General features: G+C 64.0%; 13 protein-coding genes, 1 tRNA gene and 1 other RNA gene. 7 read left to right on the forward strand and 8 right to left on the reverse strand.

Translation table 11 applies throughout. The annotated features are described in order from the left end of the window. Positions 1 to 77: 77 nt before the first annotated feature. Positions 78 to 1,517 (forward strand): NADP-dependent phosphogluconate dehydrogenase, encoded by a 1,440-nt coding sequence (gene gndA, locus HMI58_RS10735; RefSeq protein ID WP_171619696.1) that lies wholly within the window; start codon positions 78 to 80, stop codon positions 1,515 to 1,517. Between the two features lie 89 nt (positions 1,518 to 1,606). Here the strand turns inward: gndA and epsC are convergent, their stop codons facing one another. The 3 genes from epsC to msrA all read right to left on the reverse strand — a co-directional run bounded on the left by epsC (position 1,607) and on the right by msrA (position 3,778). After that, the gene (gene epsC, locus HMI58_RS10740) at positions 1,607 to 2,194 is read right to left on the reverse strand and encodes a serine O-acetyltransferase EpsC (RefSeq protein ID WP_171587041.1); all 588 of its coding nucleotides are present in this window, start codon (positions 2,192 to 2,194) and stop codon (positions 1,607 to 1,609) included. A 22-nt stretch (positions 2,195 to 2,216) separates the two neighbouring features. Next, entirely contained in the window at positions 2,217 to 3,152 is a 936-nt protein-coding gene (cysK, locus tag HMI58_RS10745; protein WP_171587042.1) for a cysteine synthase A, read from the reverse strand. Positions 3,153 to 3,253: 101 nt separating this feature from the next. After that, positions 3,254 to 3,778, reverse strand: coding sequence for a peptide-methionine (S)-S-oxide reductase MsrA (gene msrA / locus HMI58_RS10750; RefSeq protein ID WP_171587043.1), 525 nt, complete (start codon positions 3,776 to 3,778; stop codon positions 3,254 to 3,256). 129 nt (positions 3,779 to 3,907) lie between these two features. Here msrA and HMI58_RS10755 point away from each other — a divergent pair, with 129 nt between their 5' ends. From HMI58_RS10755 to HMI58_RS10765, 3 genes are all read left to right on the forward strand, one after another. Beyond that, complete coding sequence (locus tag HMI58_RS10755) at positions 3,908 to 4,789, forward strand: Nif3-like dinuclear metal center hexameric protein (RefSeq protein ID WP_225668052.1); 882 nt, start codon at positions 3,908 to 3,910, stop codon at positions 4,787 to 4,789. 110 nt (positions 4,790 to 4,899) lie between these two features. Beyond that, the gene (locus tag HMI58_RS10760) at positions 4,900 to 5,640 is read left to right on the forward strand and encodes a C4-type zinc ribbon domain-containing protein (RefSeq protein ID WP_171587045.1); all 741 of its coding nucleotides are present in this window, start codon (positions 4,900 to 4,902) and stop codon (positions 5,638 to 5,640) included. Between the two features lie 4 nt (positions 5,641 to 5,644). After that, positions 5,645 to 6,622, forward strand: a complete 978-nt coding sequence (locus tag HMI58_RS10765) for a reverse transcriptase-like protein (RefSeq protein WP_171619700.1) — start codon at positions 5,645 to 5,647, stop codon at positions 6,620 to 6,622. A gap of 7 nt (positions 6,623 to 6,629) precedes the next feature. Here the strand turns inward: HMI58_RS10765 and HMI58_RS10770 are convergent, their stop codons facing one another. Beyond that, a complete protein-coding gene (locus tag HMI58_RS10770) occupies positions 6,630 to 7,394 on the reverse strand; it encodes a peroxide stress protein YaaA (RefSeq protein WP_171619702.1) in 765 nt (254 codons plus the stop codon). 118 nt (positions 7,395 to 7,512) lie between these two features. Here HMI58_RS10770 and rnpB point away from each other — a divergent pair. From rnpB to HMI58_RS10785, 3 genes are all read left to right on the forward strand, one after another. Beyond that, an RNA gene (gene rnpB, locus HMI58_RS10775) (RNase P RNA component class A) lies at positions 7,513 to 7,919 on the forward strand. Positions 7,920 to 7,986: 67 nt separating this feature from the next. After that, a complete protein-coding gene (locus tag HMI58_RS10780; protein WP_171619704.1) occupies positions 7,987 to 9,186 on the forward strand; it encodes a DUF6395 domain-containing protein in 1,200 nt (399 codons plus the stop codon). Positions 9,187 to 9,320: 134 nt separating this feature from the next. Next, positions 9,321 to 10,589, forward strand: coding sequence for an MFS transporter (locus HMI58_RS10785; protein ID WP_171619707.1), 1,269 nt, complete (start codon positions 9,321 to 9,323; stop codon positions 10,587 to 10,589). A gap of 13 nt (positions 10,590 to 10,602) precedes the next feature. Here the strand turns inward: HMI58_RS10785 and def are convergent, their stop codons facing one another. The 4 genes from def to orn all read right to left on the reverse strand — a co-directional run bounded on the left by def (position 10,603) and on the right by orn (position 13,313). Then, the gene (gene def, locus HMI58_RS10790) at positions 10,603 to 11,175 is read right to left on the reverse strand and encodes a peptide deformylase (protein WP_171587050.1); all 573 of its coding nucleotides are present in this window, start codon (positions 11,173 to 11,175) and stop codon (positions 10,603 to 10,605) included. A 52-nt stretch (positions 11,176 to 11,227) separates the two neighbouring features. Next, the gene (locus HMI58_RS10795; RefSeq protein ID WP_171619709.1) at positions 11,228 to 12,382 is read right to left on the reverse strand and encodes an acyl-CoA dehydrogenase family protein; all 1,155 of its coding nucleotides are present in this window, start codon (positions 12,380 to 12,382) and stop codon (positions 11,228 to 11,230) included. 115 nt (positions 12,383 to 12,497) lie between these two features. After that, positions 12,498 to 12,573: transfer RNA gene (locus HMI58_RS10800), tRNA-His, on the reverse strand. Between the two features lie 137 nt (positions 12,574 to 12,710). Further along, a complete protein-coding gene (orn, locus tag HMI58_RS10805; RefSeq protein WP_171587052.1) occupies positions 12,711 to 13,313 on the reverse strand; it encodes an oligoribonuclease in 603 nt (200 codons plus the stop codon). Positions 13,314 to 13,356 lie beyond the last annotated feature (43 nt).

Consider the following 13,356-nt stretch of genomic DNA (forward strand, 5'->3'; position numbering starts at 1 on the left):
TTCGTGGCGCGGAGCTCTTCCGGCTGCCCGCGCATCGGCCCCCGACACCCGGGGGCAAACCCAGTATTGGAGACTTCATGAGTGCACAGATTGGTGTCACAGGCCTAGCGGTCATGGGCGCAAACTTGGCCCGCAACCTTGCCCGCAACGGTTACACCGTCGCGTTGCACAACCGGTCGATCGAGAAGACCGACGCGCTGCTGGCGAAGCACGCCGACGACGGCGACTTCGTCCGCACCGAAACCCTTGAGGAACTGGTCGATTCCCTGGAGAAGCCCCGCAGGGTCCTGATCATGGTCAAGGCTGGCGGACCCGTGGATTCGGTTATCGGCCAGCTGGAACCGCTGCTCGAGCCAGGCGACATTGTGATCGACGGCGGCAACTCCCACTACGAAGACACCCGACGACGGGAAGCCGCCCTGGCGACCAAGGGCCTGCACTTCGTGGGCGTTGGGGTCTCCGGCGGCGAGGAGGGCGCCCTGCTGGGCCCGTCCATCATGCCCGGCGGCTCACGCGAGTCCTACGATTCCCTGGGCCCCATGCTGGAGAAGATTTCCGCCAAATACAACGGTGAACCCTGCTGCCGCTGGATCGGCACCGACGGTGCCGGGCACTTCGTGAAAATGGTTCACAACGGCATCGAATACGCCGACATGCAGGTGATCGGCGAAGCCTACGACCTGTTGCGCTCCGGCGCCGGCATCGAGCCCGCCGAACAGTCCAAGATCTTCACCGACTGGAATACCGGCACCCTCTCGTCCTTCCTGATTGAAATCACCGCTGAAGTGCTCGGCCACACGGATGCCAAGACCGGCAAACCCTTCGTCGACGTCGTCGTCGACTCGGCGGGGCAGAAGGGCACCGGCCGTTGGACAGTTGTGTCGGCGCTGGAACTGGGCAGCCCGACGTCGGGCATCGCTGAGTCCGTATTTGCCCGGGGCCTGTCCTCGCAGCGGGACCAGCGGGCCCAGGCACAGGACATCCTTGCCGGTCATGAGGGCACCGTGGACCTGCCTGAGTCGTTCGTTGAGGACGTTCGCCTGGCCCTGTACGCGTCGAAACTGGTCAGCTACGCCCAGGGCATCGACATGCTCACAGCTGCTGCCAAGGAGTACGGCTGGGAACTGAAGCTCGACGAGATTGCGTCGCTGTGGCGCGCTGGCTGCATCATCCGTGCCGAACTGCTGGACGACATCATGAAGGCGTACGCTACTGCTGACGGCCAGCCGGTGAACCTGCTGCTGGCCCCGGCATTCGCCGAGTCGATTGCCGGGGCGCTCCCCGCCTGGCGTCGCGTCGTGTCGACAGCCGTCCAACTCGGTATCCCCGTGCCGGTGTTCTCGGCATCGCTGGCCTACTACGACGGTCTGCGCCGTCGTCGGCTGCCCGCGGCACTGACCCAGGGCCTCCGGGACCTGTTCGGTGCCCACACCTACAACCGGGTGGACATGGATGGCACGTTCCACACCCTGTGGGGCGAGGACAAGTCCGAAATTGAAGCGGTGGACACCCACTAGCTCCTCTTAACTAGTGATGGCCCGGGCATAGTGCCCGGGCCATCACTAGTTAAGAACCAACGCCGGCTGACCGCGCTGAAAGTGGGGCGCTAGATGTACAGCGCCGGATCGATGTACTCGGCCGGATCGACCGCCGGGAGAGTCTCCCGTGTGGAGTCACGATGCCTGAACGTTGCGGGAATGCCGGTGGCAATCGAATCCGGGGGCGTGTCCTTGACGACGACGGCGTTGGCGCCGATCGCACTGCCGGCACCAATCGTGATTGGTCCGAGCACCTTCGCACCAGCACCGATCGTTACCCTGTCACCGATCGTCGGATGCCGCTTGACCTTTTCAAGAGACCGCCCGCCCAGCGTGACGCCCTGGTAGAGCATCACGTCGTCGCCGATCTCGGCGGTACCGCCAATGACCACGCCCATGCCGTGGTCAATGAAGAACCGCCGGCCAATGGTCGCTGCGGGATGGATCTCGATCCCGGTGGCGGCCCGCGCCAGCTGTGCGAGCAGCCGTGCCGGGAACCGGAGCCCTGGCCGCGCCCACATGCGGTGCGTGAGTCGGTGCACCCAGATGGCGTGCAGACCGGAATAGACCAGTCCATTCTCGATGGAGCCACGGGCGGCTGGATCGTGCTCTCGCGCCGTCTCCAGATCCTCGTGCAGTCGCGCTAGAAAACTCACAGACTACTTTCTGTTGGTGGGGTTAGCCCCGGATATCGTCAAAAAGGACAGTGGAGATGTACCGCTCACCGAAGTCGCAGACAATTGCCACAATGAGCTTACCCGCGTTCTCTGGCCGCTTGGCGAGCTCCAACGCCGCCCACACGATGGCGCCGGACGAGATGCCGCCCAGGATCCCTTCCTGGGTTCCGAGGGCACGGGCCACCCGCACTGAATCCTCAACTGTCGCATCCATGACCTCGTCATAGGCGTTCCGGTCCAGGATTTCGGGGACAAAGTTGGCGCCGATACCCTGGATCTTGTGAGGTCCGGGCGCGCCACCGTTAAGGATTGGCGAGTCCGCTGGCTCCACGGCAACGATCTGCACCCCGGGCTTGCGTTCTTTCAGGACCTGCCCGACGCCGGTGATGGTTCCGCCGGTGCCCACGCCTGCCACGAAGATGTCGACGGCGCCGTCGGTGTCTTCCCAGACCTCCTCGGCAGTCGTCGCGCGGTGGATGGCGGGGTTGGCCTCGTTGGCGAACTGCTGCGCCCAGATGGCGTTCTCAGTCGTCGCCACGATGTCCTTGGCCTTATCAACGGCGCCACGCATACCCTCGGATCCGGGTGTCAGCACAATCTCGGCGCCGTAGGCACGAAGCATCACGCGGCGCTCTGTGGACATCGTCTCGGGCATGGTCAAGAGCACCCGGTAGCCGCGCGCCGCACCGACCATGGCGAGCGAGATGCCAGTGTTGCCCGACGTCCCCTCCACGATGGTGCCGCCTGGCTTGAGTGCTCCGGCCTTCTCGGCAGCATCGATGATGGCGACGCCGATTCGGTCCTTGACGCTGTTCGCGGGGTTGTAGAACTCAAGCTTCACGGCAACCTGGGCGTCGAGGCCCTCGGTGAGACGGTTGAGACGGACCAGGGGGGTCCGCCCCACCAGCTGAGTGACGTCGTCGTAAATCTTTGCCATTGCTACCTGCCTAGGGTCGGGGGTCGGGGGAGTGCTCGCCGGATCCTGCGCTGCGCGCTGGGATTCAGCCTAGCCGCGCGGCGTTCCGCCGTGCCGGAAATCTAGTCAATCAGCCATTGAGCGTAATACTTGCGCGCCTTGGCCAGCTTGGGGTTGATGATCACGCGGCAGTAACCCTGTTCGGGGTGCTTTGCGTAGAAATTGTTATGCCACTCCTCCGCCGGGTGGAACCGCGGGAGCCGGGTCACCTCGGTCACGATCGGGTCGGACCAGCTCTCCTGGTTCCGCTCGATGGCCCGCTCAAACAGTTCCTTCTGCTCGGTGTCCTGGTAGAACATCGAGGACCGGTACTGGGTACCGACGTCGTACCCCTGCCGGTTCAGCGTGGTGGGGTCGTGCGACACGAAGAACATATCGAGGATCACCTCGGCAGGGATGACCGTTTCGTCGAAGGTCACTGCCACAACCTCGGCGTGACCGGTGGTGCCTGAGCAGACCGCGTCATAGTCCGGATCGGGGGTATGGCCACCGGTATAACCGGAGATCACATCGGTGACGCCGCGGGTTTTTTGGTAAAGGGCGTCGAGGCACCAGAAACAGCCTCCGCCGAGCACGAATGTCATCATGCCTATATCAATGCGTTGCCGGGCCAGAAGATTCCCGACCCTATCCGGCGCAGCCGCCGGAAGCGCCACGAAAATTGGGCCGTTCCTACCTGAGCGGGTACAACTAGAGCCATGGAAGCTGATCCGTTGATGACTGGCCAACGCACTACCGACGGTGTTGGGAGTCCCAAACCGCCCAGCGTGGCCGAGGTGCTGTTGGCGGTTGAAGAGCTCTGGCCCGAAACCCTGGCGGAAAGTTGGGACGCGGTTGGCCTGGTGGTGGGAAAGCCGAGCAACAGCGCCTCGAAGATCCTGTTCGCCGTCGATCCGACGCACGAGGTCATCAGCGAGGCGCTTGAGTGGGGCGCCGACCTCATCATCACCCATCATCCACTGATGATGAAGCCGGTCAATTCGGTGGCGGCAACCCACTTCAAGGGCAACGCGGTGCACCGGCTGATCGAAGGCGGGTGCGCCCTCACCACCGTGCACACCAATGGTGACAGCGCCGTCGGGGGAGTATCCGATGTGCTGGCGGACGCGTTCGGCCTGACGGATGTCCAACCCCTCACGTCCTCGACCGGCGGTTTGCCGGAGGAAGGGCTGGGGCGGGTAGGGAACCTGAAGACCCCCACCACCCTGGGAGACTTCGCGGGAGTGGTGTTCTCCATTCTCCCCGCGGTGGCCGGTGGAGTCCGGGTGGCCGGCGACCGGGATGGGCTTGTGCGCAGGGTTGCCGTCTGCGGCGGCGCCGGAGACAGCCTGTTCGACCAGGTACGGGCAAGCGGGGCTGACGTGTACGTGACCGCCGATCTCCGACACCACCCCGTCTCGGAGGCCCGGGAGGCAGCCTCGAACGACCGGCCTTACCTCATCGATGTGTCGCACTTCGGCAGTGAGTGGCTGTGGCTGACCCCCGCCGCGGCGGCGCTGGCCAACGTGCTGGCGGACCACGGGTTCGACGCCGACATCCGGGTGAGCAGCGTCAACACCGACCCGTGGGACTTCGTGCTCACCGCAGGGGTGCACTAGGGCGCGGTACGCCCGACGGCGCGCGCCGTCGTTCTGAACGGCGGTGACCGCGGGAGGCGCCGTGCAATAGGGTAGATGGACGGGTAATCGGCAACCGCGGAGGTTTTACTGTGGCAAAAGCAGCACCGGCAGAACAGCTTCGGCTGTTGGAACTTCAGGCACTGGATTCGCGGTTGAACCAGCTGCAGCGGCAGGCCGCCACCGCGCGTGCCAATCCGGCCCTCGCTGAGCTGGCAAAGCAGCTGGAAGGCACTGACAGCGAGCTCGTTGCGACCGCGACTGTCCTCAGCGACCTGGAACGTGACCTCACCCGCGCTGAGGATGACGTGCAATCGGTGGTGAACCGCTTGGAGCGCGACCAGAAACGCCTCGACAGCGGGACCGGGAGCCCCAAGGACCTGACCGCCCTTCAGAGTGAGATCGCGTCATTGACCAAACGCCGCTCTGACCTGGAAGACGTGGAATTGGACATCATGGAACGGGTGGACGCCGCCCGTGCCGCCAAGGAAGCAGCTCAGCAGCGGAAGGTGGAAGCGCAGGAGCGCCTCACCGCGATCGAGTCCACCCGCGACGCCGAACTGGCCACCATCGAGGAGGAGGCAGGATCCGTACGCGCCCAGCGCAGTGAACTGGCCGGAACGTTCGACGCCGGACTCCTGGCGTTGTACGAGAAGACACTAGCCCGCCGCGGTGTCGGTGCGGCACGACTGTTCCATGGCACGTCGGAGGGCTCGGGAATGCAGTTGAGCCCCGGAGATCTTGCTGAGCTCAAGAAAGCCGCTGAGGACGACATCGTGTTCTGCCCAGACTCGGGTGCCATCCTGGTCCGCTCCGCCGAATGGGGCAATTAGGCCAGTGCCAGCTGAACAGACCCTCTTTGACCACCTGAGTGAGCCCACCGAACCTGCAGCACCTCCGCGCTTCCTGATCGTGGAGGCCGACGGCGGTTCCCGGGGAAACCCCGGACACGCTGGCTATGGCGCCCTGGTCCGGGACCCCGAGACTGGGGAGATCCTGGTCGAAAAGGCCGCCTATCTGGGCAAGGTGTCCAACAACGTTGCCGAGTACTCGGGGTTGGTGGCCGGCCTGGAACTGGCGAACGAGCTGGATCCCACGTGCCGCATCCTGGTCAAGATGGACTCCAAACTGGTGGTCGAGCAGATGGAGGGCCGCTGGAAGATCAAGCACGCGGACATGCGCGCCCTGGCCACCAAGGCCCGTGCGGTGCTCGACCCCTCCCGGGTCAAGTACCAGTGGATTCCCCGCGAGATCAATAAGGACGCTGACCGGCTGTCCAACGAAGCGATGGATGCCGGGATGGCCGGTATCCCCTGGGTGCCGCGCGCTTCCTCAGCCTCGGCCGCCGCTTCCTCACCGGAACCTGAGCCGTCCGACGGCGGACCGGAGCGGGTCAGGCAGCCCACGGGACGGCTGCACCACGTGGAGCTCTGGGTGAGGGACCTGCAGGAGGCAAACGACTCGATCGGCTGGCTGCTCCGGCAACTCGGGTTCACCGTCAAGGAGACCTGGGCCGAGGGCACCAGTTTTGTCGGTGCCGACGGCCTGTACCTGGTGATCGAATCAGGATCGGCCGTCGCCGACGAACCCCACCAACGGTTGCACCCCGGGCTGAACCACCTGGCCTTCCGGGCAGGCACCCCGGCGGAGGTCGACTTGCTGGCACGCCGGGCCACCAGCCACGGGTGGACCCCAATGTTTGCTGCCGCCTACCCGCACGCCGGTGGCAAGGACAGCTATGCAGCGTACCTGGAAAACAAGGCCGGCTTCGAGGTGGAACTGGTCGCCGAATGGGACGGCGCCGCGGGAGACTAGGACGCGCTCAGCCGGGCAGGATGATGTTCAGCTGAGCCGGTTTGCGGGGTGTCGCGGGGATCAGTTCAGCGGTCCAGCGTTCCCGGGCGGCTTTCAACAGCTCCGCTGGGGTGCCCGGCTGCCGCGCCCGCCGGGTCAGCAGATGCCGGGCAAGCAGTCCACGGGTATGCTTCGCGGCGTGCGAGACGACTGTGCGCTTGCCGTCCCGTTCGAGCAGAACGTTGACTGCGACGGTCCGCTCAGGGTGGCCGGCCCACGCCGTCGCGTAGGTGCTGGAACGGCAGTCGACCACCAGTGCGTCCCCGGACCGGTCGCCCAGGGGCGCAGTCAGCCGCGGCTTCCAGAATGAGGAGAGGGTTCCGGTGGCGGGGAGTGTGACTGACATGGATAACCGGTAGGCAGGAATGGCATCGGCGAAACCCAGGGCACCCCACAGCGCCGAGACCACCACCACCGACTCATGGGCTTTTCGACGCTGTACCGGGGTCATGGTGCGGTAGCCCAGCGCGTCGTACAGCACGCCGGAGTAGATCAGGTAAGCGGGGGCCGCCGGCTGGTCGCGGAGCGTGACGTTCCGTTGTATTTCGGCTCCGAGGGACTGGCCCACTCCCAGAATGCTGTGGGCGGCGGGATCGGTGCTTGCGGCGGCGAGGGCATCCAGCACAGTGTGGCGGGCCTCGGTCAGTTCAGGGAACCCGAGCATTCCCAGATCCACTGTGGGCCCCTTAACTGCGGGTGACTTACCTTCGGAGGGCGGCAGTAGAATCAGCACCGCACCACTTTACCCAAGATCTCCGGGTGTTACCGAACCGTGCCTCCGGACTGTGCGCGGGGCGAAGCTGTTCGGCGTGCGGCACGGGTCTCCGCCAGCCCGTAGAATCGATGAAGGATGGGTTGACCAGGCGGTCGCGTTGGACCGGTCGCAGTGCCTTGTGCACGGGCTCCGGTTCGCCGAGGAACGTCCGGGCTCCGCAGAGCAGGGTGGTGGGTAACGCCCACTCGGGGTAACCCGCAGGAAAGTGCCACAGAAAATAGACCGCTGCGCCAGGCAGCAATGTCTGGGGTAGTAAGGGTGAAAAGGTGGTGTAAGAGACCACCAGCGTGCCGGGTGACCGGTGCGGCTCGGTAAACCCCACCCGGAGCAAGGCCAGACAGGGCGCGTTTGAAGGCTGCTCGCCTGAGTGTCCGGGTAGGCCGCTGGAGGGCGTCGGCAACGGCGTTCGTAGATGGATGGCCGCCGCTTCTTCGCCGGCGACGGCAGGAAGCACAGAACCCGGCGTATCGGTCAACCCATCCCTCGACCCCGGTCCTCCCGGGCAGTGTCCGCTCCCGGACGAATCGCCCTGTGTCGTTATCATTACGACATGCAAACGGTGAAGTTTGACGCCTTTATTGGCAAGAACCGCCTCCGTCTCGGCATTTCCGGAGACGTGAGCCGGGGAGAAGTGACACGATCCGAGGGCGGTATCGCCATGATGCTCGTCGACCCGGTGCTCTCGGTGGAGTGCGAAGGGATCGACTTCGCATCCATCCACCCGGATGTGCTCGCCCTGATCGGAGTGCTGGCCTTTTTCCCCGTGCTGCCGGAGACCGATTTCGAGCTACGTACCAGTTTCCCGGTATCGGCCAACCTTCAGGCCGCGCTTCGCAGACCCTGGATTCTTCCGGGGGTGTCAGTCTCTGGCAATGGTGTACCCGGCCCGTATCTCCCCAAGGTCGACACCGTCATCAGCTATGGCGGCGGAGTCGATTCCCTCGCGGCAAGCATCCTCTTCCCGGGGATCCCCTTGGTCCATGAAACACCCCTTCCGACGAGCACGGCAACCTACACGGATGTAGTAAACGCCATTCTGCGCAGGCAGCCCGAAAATTGGGTGGTTTTCGATAACCTGAGGCAACTCTTTTCGGCGTGGGGTCTCCCTCTGTGGGTCGCGGTGTATATCTCTTCGCTGATTGTCGAGCCGCGCAACATCATTTCGGGCACCGAAATGACCGGAACCTATCTCTCTGGGGGAGTCGGCTACAAACCCCGGAACGCAGACGTCTGGTACCGGGTATTCCAGACTATCGGGGTGAATATACTTCCCACCTCGTTCCTCTCCGAAATTGGCAACGCCAGAATCGTCATGGCGGGAGGGCGCATGAATGATGCAGCTTATTGTGTGAAAATCGATGTACCGGGCTGCAATAGGTGCACCAAGTGTCTTCGCCGCAGGCTCATCCGAGCCATGCTCAATCCGAAGGAGACCGTGATGGTTGACGAGTTTGTGCGCAGCGAATCCATTGTGGAATTCCTTGCCACCCGACCCCTTTATTACGGAGACGTGTTCATTCACGCCGCAGGGTCAACAGCGCGGCCAACGTGGGTCAATGAGCACATTGCCGACCTGATCGAAGCGCACGGCTCGCTAGCTTTCCATGACGCGTATTACCCAGACGCATTCGAGCACTTCGGGTATCCGGATGAGCTGCGCAAAATGGCTGAGGAAGGAATGGCGGCCGTGGGCATTCCATCTTTCGATGCGGCAACGCGAAAACAATTCGAAACATATTCCCAGCTCTAGCCGGACTCGTATAAACGGCGCAAGTACGCGGGATTATCGGGGCGCAATAGCCGTGGGTCAATAGCCCCGAATGAAGTTTTTGCTGAATAGCGAAGATGGCATCTGACCGGTGTTTGCTCGGATACGCTATCCCAATGACAAACACCGTGGCGCCGCAGAAGTCGCTGCTGGTACGCAATCCAAACTTCCGTGCACTGTGGCTTTCCGGAACGGTCGGCGTGCTGGGCACAGCCGTCACCTCCATCGCACTTCCGGTCATCGCAGTGGTCGAACTGCAGGCCAGCGACTTCGCCGTTGCGGCCCTCGCGGGAATGACTTTTCTCCCCTGGCTGCTCCTCGGGCTACCGGTGGGCGTGTGGGTGGATCGGTGGCCACGGAAGCCGGTCATCGTGTGGTCCCTCATTGGCCGGATCGCGGCTTTGGCAACCATCCCCGTCACCTTCTGGCTCGGGATCATGTCGGTGGCGCAACTATTTGTCATCGCGTTCCTCGTGGGTCTCTCGGCCGTCTTCTTTACCCTGGCGGATCAGGCACTCATTCCGCAGGCTGTTTCCAAGGACGAACTTGTCGAGGGAAACGGCCTGATGACTGCCTCGTCAGCGTCAGCGGACGCGGCAGGGCGGGGCATCGCTGGCTGGCTGACGGTGGCGGTAGGCGCCTCGAACTCGCTCCTGGTCCAGATCATCACCTCCTTCGCCTCCCTCGTCGCCATCTCCTCCCTCAAGCTCAAGGAAGCCGAACCCTATCAGGGGGAGCGGCGCATCTTCCGGGAAATGAAGGACGGTCTGCGCTACACCTTCAGTACCGGACCGCTCCGGGCCATCCTGTTCAACGCTGCCCTCTGGAACCTCGGCGGCAGCATGGTCGCCTCCCTTTTGGTGCTCCTGGTGCTGCGAACACTGAATGAGTCGGAAATCTGGCTGGGGGTGCTCATGGCTGCGGCATCGGTCGGCGGAGCGCTGGGCGGCATCACCGTCAAACGGGCTACCGAGCGGTTCGGCTCGGGCCCGGTCTGGCGCTACGCAATGGTTCCCGGCGTACTCGGGTACGCGTCGCTCCTGATCATGACCCCCGGCTTCGGAATGCTCTGGGGAGTCGTGGGGATGTTCGTGATGGGCGTGTGCATCGCCTGGAACATCGTGGTCGGGTCGGCCTTCCGGCAACGCGTGTGTCCGCCTGCCATGATGGGCAGACTTGGTGCTGCCTCCCGGATGGTCAGCTGGGGCATGCTCGGCGTGGCCAGCATCCTCGGGGGAGCCCTCGCCGAGCTGGTCGGCATCTGGAATGCCGTCCTGATCGGGGTCCTGCTGTCAGTCGCAGCGCCCTTGGTGGCCATCTTCGGTCCGCTGCGCCACGTGGAGCGACTCGAGGACCTGGAACCCGGACAGGAGCCATGGGACTGACGCCCGGGCCCGTCTAGTGGCCGAACGGGTCCGGATCCACCCCCGGCATCCAGGTCAGCCCGGGAACTCCCCAGTCATTTTTCTTGATGGCTTTGCGGGCAGCCTTGGAATACGGCTCGATGAGTCGGTCCACGTAGAGCTTGCCCTCAAGGTGGTCATACTCGTGCTGCATGCAGCGCGCAAACCACCCAGTGGCAACGAACTCCAGCCGTTCCCCGAAGCCGTCGAAGCCGGTCACCTTGACCCAGTCGGCCCGCTTCAGGGGGAAGGACTCGCCCGGCACCGACAGGCACCCCTCGGACTCTTCCTCCGGGTCGGGATCGGCCCCCGAAATTTTGGTGGTCACCAACGAAGGGTTGACCAGTACCCCGCGCGGCGCCACGTCGTCGTCGTTCTCCATGCCGTAGACAAAGATCCGCTGACCGACGCCGATCTGGGGGGCTGCGAGCCCAACGCCGTTGGCCTCGTCCATGGTCTCGAACATATCGGCAATCAGGGCGCGGAGGTCGTCATCAAACGCGGTGACGACGGCGGCCCGGCGGTGCAGCACTGGCTCACCGGTGATGGTGACGGGACGAACAGTCATTGTGGTGTTTCCTGTGGATTGGGGAGGGACTACGACTAGTGGCAGGGGTGGGTCAGCCGGCGATGTGGCGGCCGACGACGTCGCGCATGATCTCGCTTGTGCCGCCGAAGATAGTGAGCAACCGGGTGGCCAGGAACGCCTGGGCAACCGGGTATTCGAGGATGTACCCGTACCCTCCGTGCAGCTGGAGGCAACGGTCAGTGATCGACGTGGCGCGTTCGCTGGCCCACAGCTTGACCCGTGCGGCGGCGGCAGCATCCAGGGTGCCCGCGTTGAACGCGAGCATCGCCTGGTCGACGTAGGTCTCGGTGACCTCCACCTCCGTGAGGATATCGGCGAGCTGGAAGCGGGTGTTCTGGAAATCGATGACCCGTTCGCCGAACGCGTTGCGCTCCTTGGTGTACGTGACGGTGGCCTCGTAGATCGCACGGGAGACAGCTGAGGCCGCAACAGCGATCGCGAGCCGACCCTGCGGCAATTGTTCGTGGGCGTAGCGGAGTCCGTGACCGAGCTCGCCCACCAGGTTGTCACCGACCACCCGGACACTGTCGAAGAAGAGTTCAGCGGTATCCGAGGCCTTGAGCCCCATCTTGTCGAGCTGCTTGCCGGTGGTGTATCCCTCGCCCTTTTCGACCATGAAGAGCGAGAAGGAGTCGGCTCCGCCACGGCCCGTGCTGCCATCGGTGCGAGCCATCACCAGTGAAGCGTCACCGCTGATGCCGTTGCCGATGAAGGTCTTCTGCCCGGAAATCAGCCAGTCGTCGCCGTCGCGCACGGCCTTGGTTCTGATCCCACGCAGATCACTGCCCGCCCCCGGTTCGGTCCAGGCCACACTCGTCACCCGTTCGCCACTGACCATTCCGGGAAGCCAGCGCGACTTCAGGTCGTCGCTGCCGTAGGCAAGCAGGTGGGGGAGCACCATGTCGTCGTGCAGGTGGAAAGCCAGTCCGACGGCGAGGTGGTTGGTTTTGGCGAACTCTTCGTCCAGCACAGCCCGGAACCGGTAGTCGGGCATTCCTGCGCCGCCGAACTCCTCGGGCACCGCCAGGCCCAGCAGGCCCTGCTCGCCAGCAGCCGTCCACAGGGTGCGGGGCATCAGGTGGTCCTGATCCCACTGGGTGTAGTGCGGGGAAACCTCACGGGAGGTGAATTCGGCCGCGACCTCACGGAACAGCAGATGGTCTTCCTCGAACACTGTGCGTTCCATGCGGTCCAACCTCCACGGTGGTTCATGGCCGGCTGTCCCCGGCCTGGGTCTTACAGGTAAGGCCGCCCCCGAAGTTCTTCAGGAACGGCCTTCCAAGGTCAACCATCGACCTTCTTGGGGTGAGTAACGGGGCTTGAACCCGCGACCTCCTGGACCACAACCAGGCGCTCTGCCAACTGAGCTATACCCACCATGTGCCTTACGAAATGGCAGTCCCGCAGTTCATTCCTGCGGAAGTGTCACCTACAAAAGGCAGCGCAGACAAGTCTACACAATTTTTGCCGGGCCTTCGCCACCGCGGCTACGCGAGGGCGTTGGGGCCGGCCCGTCAGTCGGCCAGCGACCCGGCAATCGCCTTGCTGGTTGCTGAATCCGGGCCCGGGCTGGGCACGAAAACTGACTCCCGGTAGTAACGCAGCTCACGGATGGAATCGCGGATATCCCCGAGTGCGCGGTGCCCGCCGCTCTTCGCGGGGGACTGGAAGTACGCGCGGGTGAACCACCGCCGCGCGAGCTCCTTTATGGTGGACACGTCAATGATCCGGTAGTGCAGGTGGTCGATCACGGCCGGCATGTCGCGGGCCAGGAAGGAGCGGTCCGTCCCGACCGAATTGCCACCCAACTGGGCCTTCCGTGGTTCGGGGACCCATTTCATGATGTAGCTGAGCACCTCCGCTTCGGCTTCCTTCATGGTGATGCCCTGGGGGAGCTCGGTCAGCAAGCCCGACGTGGTATGCATGTCGCGCACAAAGTCGCCCATCTGCGCGAGCGCCGCGTCGTCGGGCTTGATGACGACGTCGACCCCGTCACCCAGGATGTTCAGCTCGGAGTCGGTCACCAGGACAGCTACTTCGATCAGTGCGTCGGACTCAAGGTCAAGCCCAGTCATTTCGCAGTCGATCCAGACAATGTGTTCATTAGATATCGGCACCTCCCAAATGTACCGCGACTCCCGGCCGGGCCGTCGTCGTACC

Origin of the sequence: Arthrobacter sp. 147(2020) (assembly GCF_013116715.1) — a bacterium.
Classification (GTDB): Bacteria; Actinomycetota; Actinomycetes; order Actinomycetales; family Micrococcaceae; genus Arthrobacter_D.

Coding starts and splice junctions, on each gene's coding strand:
- HMI58_RS10795 (WP_171619709.1), bottom strand. CDS start 12,382: ATGGAACGCACAGTGTTCGAGGAAGACCATCTGCTGTTCCGTGAGGTC.
- def (WP_171587050.1), bottom strand. CDS start 11,175: ATGACTGTTCGTCCCGTCACCATCACCGGTGAGCCAGTGCTGCACCGC.
- HMI58_RS10780 (WP_171619704.1), top strand. CDS start 7,987: ATGCAAACGGTGAAGTTTGACGCCTTTATTGGCAAGAACCGCCTCCGT.
- HMI58_RS10785 (WP_171619707.1), top strand. CDS start 9,321: ATGACAAACACCGTGGCGCCGCAGAAGTCGCTGCTGGTACGCAATCCA.
- HMI58_RS10755 (WP_225668052.1), top strand. CDS start 3,908: ATGACTGGCCAACGCACTACCGACGGTGTTGGGAGTCCCAAACCGCCC.
- gndA (WP_171619696.1), top strand. CDS start 78: ATGAGTGCACAGATTGGTGTCACAGGCCTAGCGGTCATGGGCGCAAAC.
- msrA (WP_171587043.1), bottom strand. CDS start 3,778: ATGATGACATTCGTGCTCGGCGGAGGCTGTTTCTGGTGCCTCGACGCC.
- cysK (WP_171587042.1), bottom strand. CDS start 3,152: ATGGCAAAGATTTACGACGACGTCACTCAGCTGGTGGGGCGGACCCCC.